This window comes from Lentzea sp., from assembly GCF_035525475.1.
GTDB lineage: Bacteria > Actinomycetota > Actinomycetes > Mycobacteriales > Pseudonocardiaceae > Lentzea.
Genome location: NZ_DATLEC010000052.1, coordinates 23,917 through 45,423 on the forward strand (window position 1 = coordinate 23,917; position 21,507 = coordinate 45,423).

24 protein-coding genes are annotated in these 21,507 nt (G+C 69.9%); 7 read left to right on the forward strand and 17 right to left on the reverse strand.

Annotated features, from left to right (window positions below; translation table 11 throughout):
* Genes VM306_RS09300 through VM306_RS09340 form a run of 9 tightly spaced genes read right to left on the reverse strand, consistent with a single transcriptional unit; the run spans nt 1 to nt 7,395 of the window.
* On the reverse strand, nt 1-789 hold the full coding sequence (locus VM306_RS09300) for an EndoU domain-containing protein (protein ID WP_325513051.1): 789 nt from the start codon (nt 787-789) through the stop codon (nt 1-3).
* 6 nt (nt 790-795) lie between these two features.
* Nucleotides 796-1,497: a hypothetical protein gene (locus VM306_RS09305; protein WP_325513053.1), complete on the reverse strand. Its 702-nt coding sequence runs from the start codon at nt 1,495-1,497 to the stop codon at nt 796-798.
* Entirely contained in the window at nt 1,494-1,805 is a 312-nt protein-coding gene (locus tag VM306_RS09310; RefSeq protein WP_325513055.1) for a type VII secretion target, read from the reverse strand. The genes VM306_RS09305 and VM306_RS09310 overlap by 4 nt, the downstream gene beginning before the upstream one ends.
* Nucleotides 1,802-2,254, reverse strand: a complete 453-nt coding sequence (locus VM306_RS09315; protein ID WP_325513057.1) for a YbaB/EbfC family nucleoid-associated protein — start codon at nt 2,252-2,254, stop codon at nt 1,802-1,804. The genes VM306_RS09310 and VM306_RS09315 overlap by 4 nt, the downstream gene beginning before the upstream one ends.
* Before the next feature lie 27 nt (nt 2,255-2,281).
* Complete coding sequence (locus tag VM306_RS09320; protein ID WP_325513059.1) at nt 2,282-3,241, reverse strand: acyl-CoA dehydrogenase family protein; 960 nt, start codon at nt 3,239-3,241, stop codon at nt 2,282-2,284.
* Nucleotides 3,238-4,041 (reverse strand): acyl-CoA dehydrogenase family protein, encoded by an 804-nt coding sequence (locus VM306_RS09325; protein WP_325513061.1) that lies wholly within the window; start codon nt 4,039-4,041, stop codon nt 3,238-3,240. The genes VM306_RS09320 and VM306_RS09325 overlap by 4 nt, the downstream gene beginning before the upstream one ends.
* Entirely contained in the window at nt 4,038-5,129 is a 1,092-nt protein-coding gene (locus VM306_RS09330; RefSeq protein ID WP_325513063.1) for an acyl-CoA dehydrogenase family protein, read from the reverse strand. The genes VM306_RS09325 and VM306_RS09330 overlap by 4 nt, the downstream gene beginning before the upstream one ends.
* Complete coding sequence (locus tag VM306_RS09335; RefSeq protein WP_325513065.1) at nt 5,129-5,959, reverse strand: enoyl-CoA hydratase; 831 nt, start codon at nt 5,957-5,959, stop codon at nt 5,129-5,131. Before VM306_RS09335 ends, VM306_RS09330 begins: the two co-directional genes overlap by 1 nt.
* On the reverse strand, nt 5,956-7,395 hold the full coding sequence (locus VM306_RS09340; protein ID WP_325513067.1) for a FadD3 family acyl-CoA ligase: 1,440 nt from the start codon (nt 7,393-7,395) through the stop codon (nt 5,956-5,958). Before VM306_RS09340 ends, VM306_RS09335 begins: the two co-directional genes overlap by 4 nt.
* Nucleotides 7,396-7,485: 90 nt before the next feature.
* Between VM306_RS09340 and VM306_RS09345 the strand changes: the two genes are divergently transcribed.
* Genes VM306_RS09345 through VM306_RS09360 form a run of 4 tightly spaced genes read left to right on the forward strand, consistent with a single transcriptional unit; the run spans nt 7,486 to nt 11,090 of the window.
* Nucleotides 7,486-8,559, forward strand: coding sequence for an acyl-CoA dehydrogenase family protein (locus VM306_RS09345; RefSeq protein ID WP_325513069.1), 1,074 nt, complete (start codon nt 7,486-7,488; stop codon nt 8,557-8,559).
* Nucleotides 8,556-9,299 (forward strand): SDR family oxidoreductase, encoded by a 744-nt coding sequence (locus VM306_RS09350; protein WP_325513071.1) that lies wholly within the window; start codon nt 8,556-8,558, stop codon nt 9,297-9,299. Before VM306_RS09345 ends, VM306_RS09350 begins: the two co-directional genes overlap by 4 nt.
* Before the next feature lie 14 nt (nt 9,300-9,313).
* On the forward strand, nt 9,314-9,931 hold the full coding sequence (locus VM306_RS09355; RefSeq protein WP_325513073.1) for a TetR/AcrR family transcriptional regulator: 618 nt from the start codon (nt 9,314-9,316) through the stop codon (nt 9,929-9,931).
* Nucleotides 9,932-9,944: 13 nt separating this feature from the next.
* Nucleotides 9,945-11,090 carry an acetyl-CoA C-acetyltransferase gene (locus VM306_RS09360; RefSeq protein WP_325513075.1) on the forward strand — a complete coding sequence of 382 codons (1,146 nt, stop codon included), beginning with the start codon at nt 9,945-9,947 and terminating at the stop codon, nt 11,088-11,090.
* Here VM306_RS09360 and VM306_RS09365 read toward each other — a convergent pair.
* Genes VM306_RS09365 through VM306_RS09380 form a run of 4 tightly spaced genes read right to left on the reverse strand, consistent with a single transcriptional unit; the run spans nt 11,074 to nt 14,369 of the window.
* On the reverse strand, nt 11,074-12,123 hold the full coding sequence (locus VM306_RS09365; protein ID WP_325513077.1) for an NAD(P)H-dependent flavin oxidoreductase: 1,050 nt from the start codon (nt 12,121-12,123) through the stop codon (nt 11,074-11,076). The genes VM306_RS09360 and VM306_RS09365 overlap by 17 nt on opposite strands.
* Nucleotides 12,120-12,833, reverse strand: a complete 714-nt coding sequence (locus tag VM306_RS09370) for a CoA-transferase (protein WP_325513079.1) — start codon at nt 12,831-12,833, stop codon at nt 12,120-12,122. Before VM306_RS09370 ends, VM306_RS09365 begins: the two co-directional genes overlap by 4 nt.
* Complete coding sequence (locus VM306_RS09375; RefSeq protein ID WP_325513081.1) at nt 12,830-13,627, reverse strand: CoA transferase subunit A; 798 nt, start codon at nt 13,625-13,627, stop codon at nt 12,830-12,832. The genes VM306_RS09370 and VM306_RS09375 overlap by 4 nt, the downstream gene beginning before the upstream one ends.
* Nucleotides 13,602-14,369, reverse strand: coding sequence for an enoyl-CoA hydratase family protein (locus tag VM306_RS09380; RefSeq protein ID WP_325513083.1), 768 nt, complete (start codon nt 14,367-14,369; stop codon nt 13,602-13,604). Before VM306_RS09380 ends, VM306_RS09375 begins: the two co-directional genes overlap by 26 nt.
* 63 nt (nt 14,370-14,432) lie before the next feature.
* Here VM306_RS09380 and VM306_RS09385 point away from each other — a divergent pair, with 63 nt between their 5' ends.
* Together VM306_RS09385 and VM306_RS09390 are read left to right on the forward strand one after the other, a co-directional pair.
* Complete coding sequence (locus VM306_RS09385; RefSeq protein ID WP_325513085.1) at nt 14,433-15,188, forward strand: SDR family oxidoreductase; 756 nt, start codon at nt 14,433-14,435, stop codon at nt 15,186-15,188.
* A complete protein-coding gene (locus VM306_RS09390; protein ID WP_325513087.1) occupies nt 15,185-16,048 on the forward strand; it encodes an SDR family oxidoreductase in 864 nt (287 codons plus the stop codon). Before VM306_RS09385 ends, VM306_RS09390 begins: the two co-directional genes overlap by 4 nt.
* A 23-nt stretch (nt 16,049-16,071) precedes the next feature.
* On the opposite strand, the gene VM306_RS09395 is transcribed toward VM306_RS09390, so the two are convergent.
* Nucleotides 16,072-16,548 (reverse strand): MarR family winged helix-turn-helix transcriptional regulator, encoded by a 477-nt coding sequence (locus VM306_RS09395; protein WP_325513089.1) that lies wholly within the window; start codon nt 16,546-16,548, stop codon nt 16,072-16,074.
* A gap of 79 nt (nt 16,549-16,627) precedes the next feature.
* Here VM306_RS09395 and VM306_RS09400 point away from each other — a divergent pair, with 79 nt between their 5' ends.
* A complete protein-coding gene (locus VM306_RS09400) occupies nt 16,628-17,926 on the forward strand; it encodes an amidohydrolase family protein (RefSeq protein ID WP_325513091.1) in 1,299 nt (432 codons plus the stop codon).
* Between the two features lie 434 nt (nt 17,927-18,360).
* On the opposite strand, the gene VM306_RS09405 is transcribed toward VM306_RS09400, so the two are convergent.
* The 3 genes from VM306_RS09405 to VM306_RS09415 form a co-directional block, all read right to left on the reverse strand.
* Entirely contained in the window at nt 18,361-19,458 is a 1,098-nt protein-coding gene (locus tag VM306_RS09405; RefSeq protein ID WP_325513093.1) for a hypothetical protein, read from the reverse strand.
* Between the two features lie 274 nt (nt 19,459-19,732).
* Nucleotides 19,733-20,512, reverse strand: a complete 780-nt coding sequence (locus VM306_RS09410) for an enoyl-CoA hydratase/isomerase family protein (RefSeq protein WP_414672352.1) — start codon at nt 20,510-20,512, stop codon at nt 19,733-19,735.
* Nucleotides 20,503-21,459: a magnesium transporter CorA family protein gene (locus VM306_RS09415; RefSeq protein ID WP_325513097.1), complete on the reverse strand. Its 957-nt coding sequence runs from the start codon at nt 21,457-21,459 to the stop codon at nt 20,503-20,505. The genes VM306_RS09410 and VM306_RS09415 overlap by 10 nt, the downstream gene beginning before the upstream one ends.
* Nucleotides 21,460-21,507: the final 48 nt, after the last annotated feature.

Below are 21,507 nucleotides of genomic sequence, written 5' to 3' on the forward strand. Positions count from 1 at the left end.
TCACTTCTTCTTGTACGGGCCGAGATCGGTTTTGGTGACGTTACCCTGATCGTCCTGGACGATCCTGATGACGCGGTCGCCCTTCGGTCCCTCCCAGGTCCAGCTGCCGTCACCGCCCGCGGCAGGGTTGCTGTAGCGGGGCGGGTTGCCCTGAGGGATGCCCTGGGGAGCCGGGGTGGGCGCGGGCGGGTTGAGGATCACGCCGGGGTTGGTGGCGTCCGGCGGGAACGCCGTGCGGATCTCGCCATTGGACAGCACCGTCGTGCGGACGAGCACGCCGTCGACGACGCCCTCGTAGTTGTACGCCCACGCCGGGTCGCCGTTGGCGTCCTTGGTGGGCATCGGGCCCGCCACCGGTTGACCCGACTGGGTGACCTGGTGCGCCGCGTCGAGGATCTTGGCCTCGTCCCACGACTTCGGGAACTCCGTCTTGTTCGAGAAACCGGTGCCCGCGAGGTGACCGCCCTGCTTGCCCCCGTCGCCGTGGATGATGTGCTCTTTGGACTTGTCGCTGTGGTGGACGTCGTCGGCCTTGGGCGGTGCGGTCGGTTTCGCCGGAAGCGGCTTCTTGGCAGGCGGGGTGTTCTGGCTGCCCGGTTTGCCCGCCGGGGTGCCGGTGCTGCCCGAACCGCCACCGGGCGTGCCGGCCTGCGCGGTCGCGGCGGCGGCCTTCGTCGCGCTGGACAGGCCGGCGCCCGCGTTGATGGTGCCGTGCTGCTGCGACGGTTTCTTCTTCGGTGTGCCCGGGGTGTTTCCGCCACCGCCAGGAGTCCTGGGTTTCCCGGTCATCGAGCCCTACCCGTTCAGCAGCTTCGTGAGGTTGGTCAGGCTGGAGACCAGGGCCGTGGTGTAGGTGAGGATGCGGCCCGCCCACTTGACCACCGCCGCGACGATCTGCGACGCGATCACCGGGATCGTGACCACGAAGATCGCCTCCACCGCCCACACGATCACCCTGGCGACCAGGTCGGCGATCAGGTCGCGGACGATCTCGCGGGTCATCTCGACCAGCCCGCCCGCGCCCTCCGTCGCGGCCGCCATCGCCGCCGAGATCGCGGACAGGCCGCCGATGGCGTCGACGTTGTTGACCATCAGGCGCTGGTAGGCCTCCGACGCCTCGCCCTCCCAGCCGAGCAGGTCGCTCTCCAGGTCCGCGCGCAGGTCGGTGGCCATGTCAGCCAGTTCGGTCGCCATGTTGTTCCACGTCGCGGCGTGCGACCTGACCACGTCCTGCTTGCCGGTCAGCTCGTCGAGCATCTCGCGCAACGGGTCGAAGTACTCGATCGCCCAGCCGAGCCCGTTGGCGAGCAACGCGCTGATCGGGTCCATCACGCTCGCCACGACCTCGACACCGAGCGACGCGCCGGCGATCGCGTCGTCGACCCAGCCCTCGCTCTTGATCGCGTCGACGAGCCCTTCGACGCTGTCGGCGAGGCTCGACCCCGTCCAGGCCTCCCGCGACGACTGGACCGGCGCGACCAGGGATCCCTCGGTCACCGTTCACCTCCGGCGGCGCGGACCCGGTCGACGGTGTCCTGGTCCGTCGTCTCGTAGGCGTCCGCGCTGGCGCGCAGTTCCTTCGCGACGAGCTCGAGGTTGCCCTCGACGGTCGCGATCACGGCGTCGATGTCGGTGTGCCTGCCCTCCAGCACGCCGGAGATCCACCCGCACAACAGGCCGTAGGCCTGGTCGTCGGCCGTGATGTGCGAGCTCGCCGCCTTGACCTTCGCTAACCGCTGCTTGATCTTGTCGATGTTGCCCGCGTGCGACCGCAGCTGCTCCGCCTCGACGTGGAACCCGGTCACCAGCGCTCCTCGGTGTAGACCTGCGCGGTGTTGTCGTCGTCGTCTCCCGCGGGCCTGCGGACCGGCTTCGGCTCGTCGGCGCCCAGCTGCCGGCCGACGCTCTCCACGATCGCGCGCCCGGCCGCCGTCTCGGTGCCGATGGTGTCCGCGACGATCTCCCTGGACCGCTCCGCCAGCTGCTTGCGCGCGTCGGCGAGCGTGCTCATGATCGTGGCCGCCACGGTGTCCGGGACCTGGCCGCTCATCCGGTCGGTGAGCCTCAGGTTCACCATCGTGCCGGTCGAGTCGATGGTGACCCGGGCGATGCCCTTCGGGTCCTCGGCGACGATCCGCAACCCCTGCAGCTGCCGGCTCATCGACATGGTGTCGTCGGCCAGCTTGTCGATCCGGCCCTTCCACGCGGCCAGCCGCTCGCGTGCCCCGTCCGGGTCCAGGATGCGTTCGTCCACGAGCCCGGAGTCTAGGTAGCGGGCTGATCAGCCGCGGGTGGTTTCCGCGAGACGGGCCAGGTGGACGCGCGGACTGCCGAACAACTGGCCGCTTCCGTGCGCCCGCTTGAAGTAGAGGTGCGCGTCGTGCTCCCACGTGATGGCGATGCCGCCGTGCAGCTGGATCATCTCCGCCGCCACCGTGAAGAACGCCTCGGAGCAGTACACCTTCGCCACCGCCGCGGACACCTCGTCGCGCACGGCCCCGGCGGCGGACCGCGCGGTCTCCACGAGCACGTGCAGGTCGGCCATGCGGTGCTTCAACGCCTGGAACGACCCGATGGGCCTGCCGAACTGGACCCTCGTCTTCGTGTACTCGACCGTCAGCTCAAGCGCCCGGGCGGCCGCGCCGACCTGTTCCGCGCACAGGGCGGCGATGGCGATGTCACGGACCTGGGGCGACCACGGTCCGAGGCGGGTCCTGGCGGCGCCGGCCAGGTGAACGGTCGCCAGCCGGCGGGTCGCGTCCATCGTGGGGGTGTGCTCGCGCGTCACGCCCGCCAGGTCGGCCTCGTACAGGTCGGTGCCGTCGGTGACGAGGAGGATCTCGGCCAGGTCGCCGTCCACGACGTAGCGGGCCGGGTCGTTCCCGGCGCCGTCCCACGGCCACACGACTGCGGCCACGGTGCCTTCCGCGATCTGCGGCAGCAACCTGGCGCACGCCTCGTCGTTGCCGGTGGCCAGCAGTGCCCGCGCCGCGATGGCCGAGGAGAGGAGGGGCGCGGGAGTGAGCGTCCGGCCGAGCTCCTCCAGCGCCACACGGGTTTCCTCTTGCGACGCTCCCGATCCCCCGTACCGCTCGGGAACGGGCAGCACGCCGATCTCGCACAGCCGCGCCCACACGTTCTTGTCGTAGCCGTGCGGGGTCTCGATGGCCGCGCGGACGTCGGAGTGCTTCTCGAGCATGCTGCGGACGGCGTCCCTGAGCGCGAGCTGTTCCGGTGTCACAACGCCTCCAACACGCGTGCGCGGTGCGTCGACGGGCTTCCCCACGCGGTGCGCAGGGCTCGGGCCTGCAGCAGGAACCGGCCGAGCGCGTGTTCGGCCGTGTAGCCGATCGCGCCGTGGACCTGCAGCGCGGTGCGGGCGGCGTTCCAGGCGGCGTCGGAGGTGGCGACCTTGGCGGCCGAGACGTCCCTGGTGTTCAAGGTGACCGCGGCGCCGTAAACGAGCGGACGCGCCATCTCCAGGCCGATCAGGACGTTCGCCAGGTGGTGCTTCAGCGCCTGGAACTGGCCGATGGGCTTGCCGAACTGCGTGCGCGCCCTGGCGTGTTCGGTGGTCATCTCGAGCATCGCGCGGCCCAGGCCCAGGAGTTGGGCCGAGCAGGTCAGGACGCCGAGGTCGAAAGCGCGCTGCGCGGGCACGCCGGTGGCGATGACCGGACCCGCGGCAAGCTCGACGAGGCTCCGAGTCGGATCCACAGAGGACAGTTCAGCGACGGGGGAGGCTTCGCGGAGGGTGTCACCCTCGACGAGGAAGTAGCGGTCGGCCTCGACCGCGTGCGGCACCTCCGGCGGAAAGGCGACGGAGCCCGCTCCGGCTCCGAGTGCCGGCAACACCGCCAGCGACTCGATCAGCGGCCCGTCCACCGCGTGGTGGCCGATCTCCTCGAACACCACCACGAGGTCGACCGGATCGGTCACCTCGTCCACCCCGAGCGCGGCGAGGTCCCGCCTGCCCGACCTCAGGAAGTCGTGCAGCACCTTGCCCAGGTCGGTGTGCTCCGCGGACAGCGTGAACATCATCGCGGCAGCCCCAGGAGTCGTTCGGCGATCACGTTGCGCTGGATCTCGTTGGTTCCGGCGTAGATGGGCCCGGACAGCGAGAACAACCACCCGTCCCGCCAGCCGGGAGCGACCTCGCCCAGCAGGTCGAGCGCCGTCTCGTGGATCGACACGTCCAGCTCCGACCAGAACACCTTGGTCACGCTGGCCGCGGGCCCGGACGGCGGCTGGGCCAGTGCCCCGAACGTGTGCAGCCGGTAGGCCTGCGCCCCGATCCACGCGTCCACGACCCGGTCGCGCGACGCCGGGTCCGGGTTCTTCCGGTACAGCTCCACCAACCGTTCCGCGGCGGCCACGAACCGGCCTGGGCTGCGCAACGTGAGGCCGCGCTCGTTGCCGGCGGTGCTCATCGCGACCCGCCACCCGTCACCGACCTCGCCGACGACGTCCTGGTCCGGCACGAACACGTCGTCCAGGAAGATCTCGGCGAACCCCGGCTCGCCGTCGAGCTGGTCGATCGGCCGCACGGTCACACCGTCCGCACGCAGGTCGAACAGCAGGTACGTCAGACCCCGATGGCGCTCGCCCGGCCCGGTGCGGAACAGCCCGAACGCCCGGTCCGCGAACGCCGCCCGCGAGCTCCACGTCTTCTGACCCCGCAGCAGCCAGCCGCCATCGCACCGGACCGCGGTGCTGCGCAACGACGCGAGGTCCGACCCGGCCTCCGGCTCCGACCAGGCCTGCGCCCACACCACGTCACCGCGCGCCATCGACGGCAGGATCCGCTCGCGTTGCTCGTCGGTGCCGTGCGCGAACAGCGTCGGCGCGAGCAGGAAGATGCCGTTCTGCGACACACGCCCAGGCGCGCCCGCGGCGTGGTACTCCTCCTCGAACACCAGCCACTGCAACAGCGAAGCGTCCCGGCCACCGAACGCGGACGGCCAAGACACCACCGACAGCCGCGCCGAAGCGAGCAACCGTTCCCACTCCCGGTGCTCCTCGAACCCGGCGGCGGTGTCCAATGAGGACAGCTTTCGGACGTGCGCGGCAAGCCACGACCGCACCTCCGCCTGGAAGGCCAGGGTCTCGGCGTCGAGTGAGAGGTCCATCAGCCGGAGGCCTTCTTCATCGACCGGGCGTCCATCCCGGCCAACGCGTCGGTGCTCACCTCGGCGTTGTGCGCGTGGGCGAAGTGGTGCAGTCCGAACACCGAGTCCATGCCCGCGCGCATGCCCATCAGGTCCTCGGACTGGTTGACCGCCTTCTTCGCCAGTGCCAGCCCGAACCGCGGCATGGTCGAGATCCGCGAAGCGAGCTCGAACGTCGTGGTCTCCAGCGACGACCGCGGCACGACCCGCGACACCATGCCCCACTCGTAGGCGCGTTGAGCCGAGAACCGGTCGCCGGTGAACAGCACCTCCTTCGCGGCGCGCGGTCCGAGCACCCACGGGTGCGCGAAGTACTCGACGCCCGGAATCCCCATCCGCACCACGGGATCGGCGAAGAACGCGTCCTCGGCGGCCACGACCAGGTCGCACACCCACGCCAGCATCAGACCGCCCGCGACGCACGCGCCCTGCACCATCGCGATCGTCGGCTTCGGGATCTCCCGCCACCGCCGGCACATGCCGAGGTAGACCTCCATCTCGCGCGCGAAGCGGAGGTCACCGCCCTCGCGCCCGACGTGGTCCCACCACATCACGGCCTTGCGCTCGAAGGAGGTGTCGACGTCCCTGCCCGGCGAGCCGATGTCGTGGCCCGCGGAGAAGTGGTCGCCCGCGCCCGCCAGCACGATCACCTTGACCTCGTCGTCGTCGACCGCGCGCGTGAAGGCCTCGTCCAACGCGTAGGTCATCGCCGAGTTCTGCGCGTTGCGGTACTCCGGGCGGTTCATGGTCACGACGGCGACCGCGTCACGCCGCTCATACGAGACAGTCACGCGTTCTCCTTGCGCAGTTGGGTTTTGAGGACCTTGCCCATCGCGTTGCGGGGGAGTGCCGGGTGGAACTCGACCACGCGCGGCACCTTGTAGTTCGCGAGCCGTTCCCGGCAGAACGCGATCACCTCGCCGGAGGTGAGGGACGACCCGGGCGACGTCACGACGTGCGCCACGCCGACCTCGCCCAGCCGGGCGTCGGCCCTCCCGACGACAGCCGACTCGGCGACTCCCGGCAGCCGTGCCAGGGCTTGTTCGACCTCGGCCGGGTAGACGTTGAACCCGCCGCAGATGTACATGTCCTTGAGCCGGTCGGTGATCGTGAGGTACCCGCGCTCGTCCACCTGCCCGACATCGCCGGTGTGCAGCCAGCCGCCGGCATCGACCGCCGCGGCGGTGGCCTCGGGATCGTCGAGGTAGCCGAGCATCACGTTCGGGCCGCGCAGCAGCACCTCGTCCTTGTCGCCCAGCCGGAGCTCGAACCCCGCCATGGGCACGCCGCACGTGTGCGCGATGGTCGACGGCGAGTCCGAAGGCCTGCACATCGTGGCGACCACCGCCTCGGTCAGCCCGTAGGCGGTGAGGACCGCGGGGACGAGCTCCGCCTGCATCCGTTCGATCAGCGCCACCGGCACCACGGCCGCCCCGGTCACCGCGATCCGCAGGCTCGAGAGGTCGAACGACCCGCGGTCCGGGTGGTCCAGCAGGGCCTGGTAGATCGTCGGGGGACCGGGCAGCACGGTGATCCGCTCCCGTTCGACCAGCCTCATGGTCTCCACGACGTCGAACACCGCCTGCGGCACGATCGTCGCGCCCGTCAGCAGGCACGCCAGGATCCCGGCCTTGTAGCCGAAGGTGTGGAAGAACGGGTTGACGATCAGGTAGCGGTCCGCCGAGGTCAACTCAGCACAGGACGCCCACGCCTCGGCCACCCCGAGCGACTGCCGGTGCGCACTCATCGCTCCCTTGCTGCGCCCGGTCGTGCCGGACGTGTACATCACGTCGCAGAGCTGGTCCGGTGTGACGACGGGGAGCTCCACGTCGGCGGCGACCCACTCGGCCGGTAGCCGGACGACAGGTGGCAGGTCGGAGGACAACGCCTGCAGCTCCGCGAGACGATCACGTCCGAGGAACGACCCCTCGACGATCAACGCGCGCGCCGCGCTGCGTTGCACGATGTCCAGAGTTTCGGTGGCCGTGTACCGGGTGTTGATCGGCACCAGCACCGCGCCCGCGTCCAGCACCCCGAGCGCCGCGACCACCCAGTGCACGGAGTTGGGCGCGCACAATGCCACCCGATCGCCCTGCCGCACACCCATTCCGGCGAGAGCACGGGCGGCGTCGCGCACCGCGGACCGCAGCTCGGTGTAGGTGAGGCGGACCTGCCCGTCCACCAACGCTTCCGCGTCGATGTACGAAGCAGCGGCGCGGTCGAGCACGCCGGAAACCGTGTGCCTGCTTGGATCTCCGGCTGCCGAAGCCTTCACGGGCCCTCCAAAGCAAGTGCTTGGTAGGTTAGAGTATGGCCCATGGAGTCCTTCCGGCGCGAGGTGCGGGAATGGTTGTCCGCCAACCTCGTCGGTGAGTTCGCTGAGCTGCGCGGCCTGGGTGGTCCCGGCCGCGAGCACGAGGCGTTCGAGGGCAGGCTGCGCTGGCACCGGCACCTGGCGGCACACGGGTGGACGTGCCTCGGCTGGCCCGGCGAGCGCAGCGTGGAGGAGCAGGTGGTCTTCCACGAGGAGTACGCGGAGGCCGACGCGCCCGCGAAGGTCGACATCGTGGGGGAGGGCCTGCTCGGCCCGACGCTCATCGCGTTCGGCACTCCCGAGCAGAAGGCGCGGTTCCTGCCGAGGATCCGCGGCCTCGACGACCTGTGGTGCCAGGGCTACTCGGAACCGGGCGCGGGGTCGGACCTCGCGTCCGTCCAGACGAAGGCCTCGCTCGACGGTGACCGGTGGGTGATCAACGGCCAGAAGATCTGGACGTCGAACGCGCACTACTCCGACTGGATCTTCGTCCTGTGCCGCACTGAACCGGGATCGCAGCGGCACAAGGGGCTTTCGTACCTGCTCGTGCCGATGGACCAGCCGGGCGTCGAGGTCCGGCCGATCCGCCAGCTCACCGGCACGTCCGAGTTCAACGAGGTCTTCTTCGACGGCGCCGTGACGGCGAAGGAGAACGTCGTCGGGCAGCCCGGCGACGGCTGGAAGATCGCGATGGCCACCCTCGGGTTCGAGCGCGGCACCGCGATGCTCGGCCACCAGGTCGGCTTCCGGAGACAGCTCGACGCGATCATGGCCGGCGCGCCGGAGGACGAACGGCTCACCAGGGCGTGGCTCGAGCTGCACGTCATGCGCTCGCACACCCTCAGGACCCTGAACGACGAACCGGGCCCGGAGGCGTCCGTGCTGAAGCTGTTCTGGGCGGGCTGGCACCGCAGGCTCGGCGAGCTCGCGATGGACTCGCTCGGCCCGGAGTCGATGATCGACGACAACGAGTGGCAGCGCCTGTTCCTGTTCAGCCGTGCCGAGACGATCTACGGCGGCTCGGACGAGGTCCAGCGCGAGATCATCGCCCACCGGATCCTGGGGCTGCCGCGATGACCGGCCACGACCTGCTCAGGGACAAGGTCGTCGTCGTGACGGCCGCGGCGGGCACCGGCATCGGGTCCGCGACCGCGAGGCGGTGCCTGGAGGAAGGCGCGACGGTGGTCGTCAGCGACTGGCACGAGCGCCGCCTCGAGGAGACGCACGCGGCTCTCGGCACCCATCACGCCATCCCGTGCGACGTCACGAACGAGCAGCAGGTGCAGGCTCTGGTCGACGGCGCGGTCGAGCGGTACGGCCGCATCGACGTGATGGTCAACAACGCGGGTCTCGGCGGTGAGAAGCCGGTGGTCGACATGACCGACGACGAGTGGTCGCGCGTGCTGGACGTGACGCTGAACGGCACCTTCCGCTGCACGAGGGCGGCGTTGCGCCACATGGTCGCCCGCCGAAGCGGTGTCGTCGTCAACAACTCCAGTGTGATCGGCTGGCGCGCCCAGAAGGGTCAAGCCCACTACGCCGCGGCGAAAGCGGGCGTCATGGCGCTCACCCGGTGCGCCGCGATGGACGTGGCCGGGCACGGCATCCGGGTGAACGCGGTCGCTCCGAGCTTGGCGGCGCACCCGTTCCTGACCAAGGTCACCAGTGAGGAGTTGCTGACGGAGCTGGCGTCCCGGGAGGCTTTCGGGCGCGCCGCCGAGCCCTGGGAGGTCGCGAATGTGATCGTGTTCCTCGCCAGTGACTACTCGTCCTACATGACGGGCGAGGTGGTCTCGGTGAGCAGCCAGCACCCATGAGGAAGGTACGACCGATGAGTGGCCGTAGGCAGGAACTGCTCGCGTTGGCGGCGAAGATGTTCGCCGAACGCGGGTACGGGCAGACGACTGTGCGCGACATCGCGGACGCGGCGGGCATCCTGTCCGGCAGTCTCTACCACCACTTCGACTCGAAGGAGTCGATGGTGGACGAGATCCTGCGGACGTTCCTGGACGAGCTGTTCACGCGGTACCGGGAGATCGTCGACGCAGGCCTCGGCCCGAAGCAGGCGTTGAAGGCCCTGGTCGTCGCCTCGTTCGAGGCGATCGACACCCGGCACGCGGCGGTCGCGATCTACCAGAACGAGGCCGAGCACCTGGCGCCGCTGGCGCGGTTCGCCTACATCGAGGACCGCAGCGTGGAGTTCCGCAAGCTGTGGACGGTGCTGCTGGAGGAGGGCATGAGCACGGGCGTGTTCCGCGCCGACCTCGACGTGGACGTCGCCTACCGGTTCATCCGCGACACGGTGTGGGTGGCCGTGCGCTGGTACCGGCCGGACGGCGACCTGTCGGCGGACGCGGTCGCCGACCAGTACCTCGCAATCCTGCTCGACGGCATCGCCACGGGGCGCCAGCCGAGGAGGAAGACAGCACAGCCCAAGACTTCGAAGTAGAGGGAGGGCCCTCGTGGCCGAGGCGTACATCATCGAGGCTGTGCGAACTCCGGCGGGCAGGCGTGGCGGCGAGCTCAGCCGCGTGCACCCCGCCGATCTCGGCGCGCACGTGATCACGGCGCTGCTCAACCGGGTCGACGTCGACCCGACCGACGTGGACGACGTGATCTTCGGGTGCGTGGACACCGTCGGCCCGCAGGCCGGCGACATCGCGCGGACCTCCTGGCTCGCCGCGGGGTTCCCGGAGCAGGTGCCGGGCGTGACGGTCGACCGGCAGTGCGGGTCGAGCCAGCAGGCGTTGCACTTCGCGGCGCAGGCGGTGATGAGCGGCACGGCCGACGTGGTCGTCGCCGGTGGCGTGCAGAACATGTCGCAGGTGCCGATCGGCTCGGCCATGACGGCCGGTTCCCAGACGGCGAGCCCGTTCGAGGGCTGTGAGGGCTGGCAGCACCGCTACGGCGACGAGGAGGTCTCGCAGTTCCGCGCGGCCGACCTGATCGCCGTGCGGTGGGACCTGTCGCGGCGCGAGATGGAGGAGTTCGCGCTGCAGAGCCACCTCCGTGCGATCACCGCGATCAAGGAGGGCCGGTTCGACCGCGAGATCGCGCCGGTCAACGGCGTCGCGGCCGACGAGTGCCCTCGTCCGGACACCAGTGCCGAGAAGATGGCCAAGCTGCCGCCGTTGCGGCCGGGAGGACGTACGACGGCCGCGTTGTCGTCGCAGATCTCGGACGGCGCCTCGGCGGTGCTGGTGGTGTCGGAACGGGCCGTGCGCGAGCACAGGCTGACGCCTCGCGCTCGGGTGCACCACATGTCGGCCCGCGGGTCCGACCCGATCTACATGCTGACCGCGCCGATCCGTGCGACGAAGTACGCGTTGGACCGCGCGGGGATGGCCCTCTCGGACATCGACCTGTTCGAGATCAACGAGGCGTTCGCGTCCGTGGCGCTGGCCTGGGCGAAGGAGCTCAAGATCGACCTGGGGCGGGTGAACGTCAACGGGGGAGCGCTCGCGCTGGGCCACCCCATCGGCGCGACCGGCACGAAGCTGTTCACGACGTTGCTGCACGAGCTGGAGCGGTCGGGTGGCCGGTACGGGTTGCAGACGATGTGCGAGGGCGGCGGTCAGGCGAACGTGACGATCATCGAACGTCTCTGAGCCTGTCGATGGCGGTCTCGGCGTCCTTGACGATGGTGTCGATGAGCTGTGCGCACGTGGGCAGGTCGTCGAGGAGTCCGGCGACCTGACCGGAGGCGAGCACGCCCGCGTCGGTCCTGCCCTCGACGAGGCCCGCCCTGAGCAGCATCGGCGTGTTCGCGGCCATGACCACCTGCGACCAGGTGAGGTCCCTGCCGTGCCTCATGGCCAGCCCTTCGCGGATCATCGCGCGCCACGACAGCCCGGTGTGCTGCCGGAACCGGGCCGCGTTCGCGACCGCTCTCGCCAGACTGCCGAGCCGGCCTGATCTTTCGAGGTGCTCGACGAGCTCGCTGCGCAGGACCCGGTGCGGCAGGCCGTCGACGCGGGTGGTCACGACCGTGCCGTTCAGGTCCCGTTGCAGGTACGCGTGCTTCACCGCGTCCGGGACCGTGCTCTCCCGCGTGAGCAGGAACCTCGTGCCCATCGCGATGCCCGCCGCGCCGTACGCGAGCGCCGCCGCCAGGCCTCGGCCGTCGAAGAAGCCACCGGCCGCGATCACCGGGATGTCGACGGCGTCGAGCACGCTCGGGAGCAGCAGGGTCGTCGCCACGCCACCGGTGTGGCCGCCGCCTTCGCCACCTTGGACGATCACCGCGTGGGCGCCCCACTTCGCGACCTTCTCCGCGTGCCTCGCGGCACCGATCGACGGGATGACCACGACCCCGGCGTCGTTCAGCTTCGCGATCATGTCCGCTTTCGGGGCCAGCGCGAAGGACGCGACCTTCACCTTCTCGCGGATCAGCAGGTCGATCCGCTCGGGCGCGTCGTGGGCGTCGGCTCGGAGGTTCACCCCGAACGGCGCTGTCGTGCGGGAACGGGTCTCCCTGATGGCGGCTTCGAGCTCCGGGTAGGTCATGGTCGCCGAGGCGAGGATGCCGAGCCCGCCCGCTTCCGCGGTCGCGGACACCAGCCGTGGCCCGGCGACCCAGCCCATGCCGGTCTGCACGACCGGGTGCCGCACCCCGGCCAGGTCGGTCAGTGCGGTCCTCACGACGGGACTTCCCCGTCCCGCTTGCCATCGGGGTCGAGCTTGGTCCTGATCAGCTCCAGCTCCTCCTCCGTCGGGAGCCGGGTCTCGCCGACGTCATTCGCCGCCAGGGGAAATGACGTCTGCCTCTGGACCTCGTCGACCGAGACCCCGGGATGCACGGAGACGATGCGCATGGAGTGGTCCGGCGTGCCGAAGTCGAGGACGGCGAGGTTCGTGACGACGCGGTGGATGTCGTGGAACGGCCCCACGGCGCGGTCGTAGCCGACGCCGGAGACCACGTCGACCGCTTCGACGAGCACGCGCGGGCTGTGGCGCGGCACCCAGTAGCTGGTGCGGTGGTTGACCGTGTTGCCGGGAGCGCCGCGGAACCCGAGCAGCTGGCGCGTGGGCCGGGCGTGGTCGCCGATGGCGGAGATGTTCTGGTTGCCGAACCTGTCGACCTGGTTCGCGCCCATCACGACGTGCCGGCGGCCGTGCGCGACGACGTCGAACACCTTCCGGTACGGCAGCCAGCCCTCCACAGTGGACTCGGGCGTGAGCAGGAACGCCTCGCCGTCGCTCAGCAGCAGGTCAGGCTCGGTGGTGAGGCGGGCGAGCTTCGCGCCGAGCGACGGGACGAGGCCCATCGGGCTGGCCAGCGTCTCCCCGGCGCCGGCGAACAGGTCGGCGCAGGCGGTGACGCAGACCTCGGCCCTCGTGACGTCGCTCATCCCAGCAGCCTCTCGTAGAAGTCCGGCCACTTCTCCAGGTCGGCGGCCGCGGTGGCGTACTCGCGCTGGAGCGCCTCGTCGCGGCCGTAGTCGGGGACGCAGCTCGTGAAGCCCGCGCCACCCGGCGCCTCCACCACGCCGTCGACCATCATGCGGTTGAGGAGCAGCGACTGCGGCGGACCCTCGAACGTCTCCACGATCCGCTCGCACGAGACGTAACGCCGGTCGGCCGCCAGGCAGAACAGGTCGTCGAAGTACGGGTCGGGGCCGAGGTACTGGGCGTTGCCGTGCCTGTCCGCGCGGTTGAGGTGGACCAGCGCCACGTCGAGCTTCAGCGCGGGCATGGCGACGAGCTCTTCGCCGTCGTCGTAAGGAGAGCGGACGGTCCTGAGCTCCGGCGCGTACTTCAGCACGTCCGAACCGAGACCTGCCCTGATCGGGAGGAACGGCAGCCGGTGCCCCGCGGCTCTGAGGCCGGTCTGGAACATGCCCTCGTCCAGCTCCAGCACCTCGATCGCGCCGGTTTCGCGCGCCCGTCTGAACCACGGGTCGTACGGGATCGAGTCGAGCGACACGAAACCGTAGACCAGCCTGCGCACCTTGCCCGCCGCGCACAGCAACCCGGCGTCCGGGCCGCCGTACGTGACGACGGTGAGGTCTTTCGCCTCGGTTTTGAGGAGTGCCTCGACCAGGGCCATCGGCTTGCGCCGCGAGCCCCAGCCGCCGATGCCGACGGTCATGCCGTCCTTGATCCCGCTGACGGCCTCGTCAGCTGTCATTCGCTTGTCGCGCATGGTTTCCGTCCAGGAAGGCCTGCCGGGCGTGGTCCGACGCGCCGGTGAGGTTCAGCTCGAAGGTGAAGCCCTGCTCGAAGCGGTAGCTCCGGTGCACGCGCTGAGGGTCGATGCCGTTGATGGCCTCCTTGGCCGCGCGGATCACCCTGGTGTCCTTGCGGGCGATCTCCCCGGCGATCGTCCTGGCCGCGTCGTCGAGCCTGTCCTGCGGCACGACCTCGATGACGCTGCCGTGGTGGTGCAAGGTCTGCGCGCTGACGTTGCGTGCCGTGTAGTACAGCGTCCGCATGAGGTGCTGCGGCACGAGCCTGGCGAGGTGCGTCGCCGCTCCGAGCGCCCCGCGGTCGACCTCGGGCAGCCCGAACGTGGCGTCGTCGGACGCGACGACGACGTCCGCGTTGCCGACCAGCCCGACCCCGCCGCCGAGGCAGAACCCGTGGACCGCGACGATCACCGGGACCTCGCAGTCGTACACGGCCGTGAAAGCCCTCGCGCAGCCCCGGTTCGCGGCGACGAGCGCGTCGTAGCCGGTCGAGCGCTGGATCTCCTTGAGGTCGACGCCCGCGCAGAACCCGCGGTTCTCGGCTCGGAGGATCACCACCCGCGTCTCCGGGTCCTCACCCGCGCACGCGACGGTCCTGGCCAGCTCGAACCAGCCGCGTGAGGGGATGGCGTTGACCGGGGGGTAGTCGATGGTGACCTCGACGATGCCGTTTTCGGTGTGGCTGCTGGAGATTCCCATCGCGCCGCCTTCCGAACCAAGCGATTGCTTGGTAACTTAGCAGTGCCGGAGCGACCGGGGTAGGTGCTGGTGGAACTGGACCTCGACGGAGCAGTGGTCCTGGTGACGGGCGGCGTGCGGGGTGTCGGTCTCGGCATCACCAGGGCGTTCCTCGCGGCCGGGGCCGTGGTGGTGACCTGCGCTCGGCGGCCTGCGGAGGTGGCCGGCGCGTCGTTCGTGCGGTGCGACGTCCGGGACGCGGACCAGGTCTCCGAGCTGGTGGCCGGGATCGTGGCTCGGTTCGGGCGGCTGGACGTCGTGGTGAACAACGCCGGCGGCGCTCCCTTCGCGTTGGCCGACAAGGCTTCGCCGCGGTTCCACTCGAAGGTCGTGGAGCTGAACCTGTTGGCGCCGTTGCTGGTGTCGCAGGCTGCGTACGAGGTCATGCGGACGTCCGGTGGCTCGATCGTGAACGTGAGCAGCGTTTCCGGCCGTCGGCCGTCACCGGGGACCGCCGCTTACGGTGCTGCCAAGGCCGGGCTGGACAGCCTGACGTCGTCGCTGGCCGTGGAGTGGGCGCCGAAGGTGCGGGTGAACGCGCTGGCCGTGGGCATGGTGCGGACCGAGCAGTCGCATCTGCACTACGGGTCCGAGGCCGGGATCGAGGCTGTCGCGCGGACCGTGCCGTTGGGGCGGCTCGCTTCGCCGGACGAGATCGGCGCTTGTGCCGTGTTCTTGGCTTCACCGCTGGCGTCTTACGTGACTGGCGCGACTCTGGTTGTTCATGGCGGGGGAGAAGTGCCCGCGTTCCTTGCCGCTGCGGATGGGGGTTCGTCATGACGTTGTGCGAGGACCGGGTGGTGATCGTCACCGGTGCCGGGCGGGGGATCGGGCGTGCCCACGCTGTGGCGTTCGCTGCCGCGGGGGCGAAGGTGGTGGTCAACGACCTGTCTGCCGCGGTGGCGGGTGAGGTGGCCTCGCTGATCGGGCCGCGCGCCGTCGTGAACACCGATGACGTTGGTACGTGGTCCGGCGCTGAGCGGGTGGTTCGTGCTGCGGTGGAGGCGTTCGGCGGGCTGGATGTGCTTGTCAACAACGCCGGCATCGTGCGTGATCGGATGGTTGTCAGCTGCGGTGAGGACGAGTGGGACGAGGTTGTCCGGGTTCACCTCAAGGGGCATTTCGCGCCGCTGCACCACGCCGCGGCCTACTGGCGCGGGGTGGTCAAGGCTGGTGGTGCGGTCAGTGGGCGGGTGATCAACACTTCGTCCGGTGCGGGGCTGTTCGGCAGCGTCGGGCAGGTCAACTACTCGGCGGCCAAGGCTGGGATCGCTTCTATGACGTTGGTCGCGGCTGCCGAACTCGGCCGGTACGGCGTCACGGTCAACGCCATCGCCCCTGCCGCTCGTACTCGGATGACCGAGGCTGCCTTCGCGGAGACCATGGCGGTGCCGGAGGGCGGGTTCGACGCCATGGCGCCTGAGAACGTCTCGCCGCTGGTCGTGTGGCTCGGCAGCGAGGAGGCCGGGGACGTCACCGGGCGGATGTTCGAGGTCGACGGCGGGCGCGTCTGCGTCGTTCACGGGTGGCAACGCGGTCCGGAAGTCGACAAGGGGGCGCGGTGGGAGCCGTCGGAGTTGGGCGGGGTGGTCCGCGGGTTGGTCGCCGGTGATCGTCCGGTGCCTGTCTACGGGGCTTGAAACTCCTCGGAGGAGACTGTCGATCACGCTTCCTGCTGTGCTCCGCCCGGTTCCTCGCGGTCGGCCACCTGCCTGCTCCACGTGCGGAGGGCGGCGGCCTGCGCCGGCGCGAGCCCGTCGAGGAAGTGGCGGCGGATGTTGGCGCCGTGGTGGAGGACGGCACGCTCCGCGGTACTCCTGCCGGCCGCGGTGAGGCCGACCCCGGTGCGACGGCCGCTGGCCCCGGACTCGGTCCTGTGCACGAAACCGCGGTTCTCCATGCGCGTCAACATGTGTGCGACGCGGCTCTTCTCCCAGCCCAGCGACTCGGCGAGTTCTCCGACGCGCCTTTCGCGGTCCGGGGACCGCCACAGCGTCATCAGGACGCTGAACTCCGCCTTCGAGATGCCGCAGTCCTCCTGCAGACCGCGATCGAGCTCGTCGGCGAGCCGGCGTTGCGCGCGCGTCCAGAGGTCCCAGAACTCCCATTCCTCGGTGGTCAGCGCACGGGGTTCGTCCATGCGCCGAATGATAGGAGAACAGAGTTGACGCATCAACTCCGCGGTGCAAGAGTTGATGCGTCAACTCTTGGAGGTTCGCATGACAGTCCACACCGGCCGGACGTTGCTGCGCGGGGGACGCGTGGTGACGATGGACCCGGCCGTCGGAGACCTCGCGCGGGGTGACGTGCTGATCGAGGGCGGCCGGATAGCCGCGGTCGCCGCCGCTCTCGACGTTCCCGGCGCCGAGGTCGTCGACGCGACGGGCAAGATCGTGCTGCCCGGTTTCGTCGACACCCACCGGCACACCTGGCAGACCGCCTTCCGGGGCGTCGGCGCGGACTGGACGTTCGCCCAGTACGGCCGTGCCGTGCACGGCACGCTGCGGCGGCACTACCGGCCGGAGGACGTGTACCTCGGCAACCTGCTCGGGCGGATCGAGGCGCTCGGCTCGGGTGTCACGACGATGCTCGACTGGTTCCACTGCTCCGACCACCCGGACAACGCCGACGCCGCGATCCAGGCCCTGCGGGAGGCGCCCGGCCGTTCCCTGTTCTGCTACGGCGCTGGCGTCGGGGACGCGCCGATCGCACCTGAGGTCACCCGCGTCCGCGAGCTGCTCCCCGGCGACGACATGGTGCTGGGCCTGCGAGGACCGCAAATGACCACGATGGACACCACCGCCGCCGACGTCGCGCTGGCCCGCGAGCTCGGGCTGCGCGTCAGCGTGCACGTCCACGGCGCCACCGGCTGGCCCAGCGGGCGCCGTCCGATCGCCGGCATGCGTGATCGCGGACTGCTCGACGACCGCACGACCGTCGTGCACGGCAACGGCCTCTCCGACGACCAGATCGCGATGATGGCCGACCACGGCTGTTCGGTGTCGATCAGTCCCGACGTCGAGCTGAAGATGGGCCACGGCTGGCCCGAGACCGGACGCATGCTCGCGGCCGGGATCCGCCCGTCGCTGTCGGTCGACGACTGCCCGTCCGCGGGCGGCGACATGTTCGCCGCCATGCGCACCGCCTTCGCGGTGCAGCGCGGCTTCGACGGTGGCCTGACCGCGCGGGACGTCCTGGAGTTCGCCACGCTCAACGGTGCCAGGGCCTGCGGGCTCGACGGCCGGACCGGCAGCATCACGCCGGGCAAGGACGCCGACCTGGTCCTGCTCGACGGCGAGGACCCGTCTGTGTTCCCGATCGGCAACGTCGTCGGCACGGTCGTCACCGCCGGCCATCCGGGCCTTGTGGACACGGTCTTCGTCGGTGGCCGGGTTGTCAAACGCGACGGGCGCCTGATCGGCGTGGACCTGCCCTCGTTGCGTGCGCGGGTTTTGGAGTCGCGCGACCGGATCGCTGCGGCCGCCGGGATCGCCGTCGACGGGTCGTGGGTGCCTTAGGTCCTGGCCACGGCCTCGCAGGCTCGCCGATCGGGTCGTTCGCCCGGAGGGATCACCTGGCCGTGCGAGTCCTGATCCAGCGTGGTCGTGCAGACCTGGACGACGCCGGGTTGGTCATCGCCGCTTCGCGTCGATGCGATTGGGGCTTGACTTCGGGGCCCTTGCGAGGCGCTTCATCGGGCGGAAAAGGCCGGACGCTCCGCGCCCGCCCGATCCCGGCGAGGTAGCACCTCGCACCCAAAGTCAAGCCCCAATCGCAAAACCAAGGGCTGCACCGCTCACCGGCGGTTCACAAGCCTGTCCGGCTCGCTTCGCATCGCGGCTTCGGGTGTGCCTTGGCTTCGCCGTTGGCCCGCGTTGCCGGGCGGGTGGTTGCCTTGCGCTGGGCCGTGCGAGTGTTGCCGCGCGGGTGCGTGCAGTTGGCTGAGCTGGGGTTACGGGGTGGGTGCCGGCTTGCCCTTGGCGTCTGGCGCGTTCGGGTCCAGGAGGAAGTTGTTCTGCCAGACTGCCCACTTGTAGCCGACGCCGTTCTCGGTCACGTAGGCCGCGCCCCAGCCGCTGCCGGTGAAGCGGTTGTTCGTGGAGCGCATGTTGCGGCCGTACTGGTGGCCGTGGCTCGACTCCAGGCCCAGTTGGTAGCCGCCGCCTTCCAGGAGGTTGCCCTCCACCGTGACGTTGTCGATGTCGCCGCCGTAGGTCTGGATGAAGAGCGCGCCCGTGTCCTGGCCGGTGGAGCAGTCGATTCTGTTGTTGCGGAAGGCCAGGGTTCTGTTCGGGTTGCGGTTCAGGGGGAAGTCCCTGATGGTGGCGCCGTCGTTGTGGGCGTCGCCCGCTGTGCGGAGGCCGGTGATGTAGTTGCCCTCTGCCAGGGCGTTCAGGGTGCTGCCCGTGTTGTAGAAGCAGATGCCGGAGCCCATGCCGGTGATGTAGTTGCGTTGCAGGGTGCCGACGCCCAGGAAGGCGCAGGACTTCGCGATCGTCGCGGCGGAGAGTTTCGAGCCGTCGATGTTCGAGTCGCGGATGGTCACCGGGGCGCCTGTCACCTGGCAGGAGTTGCTGCCGCAGGGGCCGTTCGTGGTGACCAGGGGTGCGGCCTCGTTCAGCTTCGTCGGGCGGATGCAGGACTTTTCGACGGTGATGTTGCCCGCGAAGAGGACGAGGGCCTGGTCGATGCGCTTGCCCGAGATCACCGTGCCAGAGGCGGGGGCTGCCGGGCCGGTGTAGGCGGGCAGGGAGTCGCAGTTCAGGCCTGCCGCGGCCAGGCCCGTGTTGTTCTGGGTCAGCTGCCAGCCGGGGGCGCCGGACGGGGCGGGGTTCGGGGGTGGCTTCACCGGGCCGTTGGTGGCGGACTTCGTCGTGGAGCCGGTGGGGGCCGCCGAGCTGCTGCTCGGAGGTGCGGAGCTCTCGGCGGTGCTGGTCGGGGTGGCGCTCGTGCTGTCCGCCACCGGTGTCGGCTGGGCCACCTTGGCCGGGGAGCAGGCGGCCACCACGATGACACCACCGGTCAGCAGGACGGCCAATCTCAGGTTCACGGCTGGTTCTACCTCCACGAGCGTTCACGACGGGGGATCGTGAACTCGCTGATTGTGTCGTCGGCCGTTGCGGAATGTGTACAGAACTCGTGCGACCGAGTTTTGTGCCAGGGGCCGTTGAACGGTCAGCACACTGCACGTGACGAGGTGTGGAGTCAAGCAGAAGTCGTTGTGCCGCAACATCATCTTCCTGCCCGGGAGGAATGTCCGGCCCATGTGGGGCAGGTAGATCACGGTTTTATCACCTGGTCATTTGATTCCTTGATGTGTGAGATCAGCGACCTGTGAATGTCGCCCGGCCGGGACCGTCCGTGAGGAAGCTGTGCACAGCGCCTGGCAGATCTTCGGTCTCGAACAAAGCGGAGGCGATCGTCGTGACGTGGGCGTCCGCCTCGGGGACGCCGCCGTTCTCGAAATGGGCGAGCACCTGTTTGGTCGCGTGATGCGCCCTGGTGGGGCCGACGGCGAGAGACGACGCGAAGTGTTCGGCCGCCGCCGCGAAGCCCTCGTCCGGGAACACGCGGTTGACGACGTTCCAGCGTTCCAGGGTCGCGGCGTCGTAGAGGTCGCCCGTCATCACGAACTCCTTCGCGCGGCCCACGCCCGCTCGGGCGGCCAGGCGTTGCGTGCCGCCCATCGTCGGGGTCAGGCCCACGACCTTCTCCACGAGGCCGAAGCGGGCGCTCTGCGCCGCCACGATCAGGTCGCACGCCACCGCCAGCTCGAACGCCCAGGTCAGGCACAGCGCGTGGGCGGCGAAGACGGTCGGGATCGGCAGTGTGGCGAGGCGCTGGGGGAGCAGCAGCATGCGGTCGAACAGCGCCTGCGCGTCCTGGCGGTACTCCTGCGCCGCGAACAGCGACACGTCGACGCCGCCGGACACGACGCGGCCCGAGGCGTTGACCAGCAACGCCCGCGCGTCGCCCAGTTCGTCCAGGGCGTCGTGGAACTCGGCGTCGAGGTCCAGTGCGTAGAGGTTGAGCGGGGGCGCGTCGATCGTGATGATCGCGAGCTCGGCACGGCGGGTCAGGTGGATCTTCACTTCTACAACCAATCACGGCGCTTGAACATGACGTACAGGAGGTAGGAGAGGCCCAGGATGCCCAGCGTGGCCACCCAGAAGCCCCACCTCTGCTCGAAGCCGGGGTACGGCACGTTCATGCCGTAGTAGCCCGAGATCGCGGTCGGCACCGCGATGATGGCGGCCCAGCTGGTGACCTTCTTCATGATCGAGTTCAGCCGGTTGCCCTGCACCGCCACCTCGGCCTCGCGCAGGGTCGTGACCATCTCGCGCGTCGACTCGGTCAGCTCGGCGGTGAACAGCGCGTGGTCCTTGACGTCGAGGTAGTACGGCGTCATCGCGTCGTCCACGAGGTCGTGCTCGCGGTGCAGCAGCGACCCCAGCACCTCGCGCATCGGCAACGCGACCCGCCGCAGCTGCACCAGGGCGCGCCGCAGCTGGAGCGCCTTGCGGCCGACGTGCGGCTTCTCGTCGTAGATGCGGTCCTCGAGGGCCTCGATCTCGTCGTCGAGCTGCTGGGCGGCGGTGTAGTGGCCGTCCACGACGTCGTCGAGCAGGCCGTGCAGCAGGAACCCGACACCGCTCGACGCCAGCGCCGGCGCGCTGTCCCACCGGCGCTCCACGCCCGCCAGGTCGTAGTCCTCGCTCTCGCGCACCGTCACCAGGGCGTTCCGCGTCACGAAGACGTCGACCTCGCACGTCTTGATCTCGTGCTGGTCGTACCGGACCGCGTAGACGGAGAGGAACAGGTGGGTGGGGTAGCGGTCGACCTTCGGGCGCTGGCGCTCGGAGAACGCGTCCTCGATCGCGAGCTCGTGCAGGCCCAGCTCGTCGCGCAGCAGACCTGCCTCGGCCGCCGAGGGCGCGCAGAGGTCGAACCACACCACCGTGGACTGATCTTGGAGGTGCTGTGCGACGTCGGCGACCGGGAAGTCCTGGTCGACGAGTTCGCCGTTGCGGTACAAGCGGGTCCGACCCATGGGTGAAAGCGTACGTAGATCTACTCAGATGTGAGGTTTGAGCCCGAG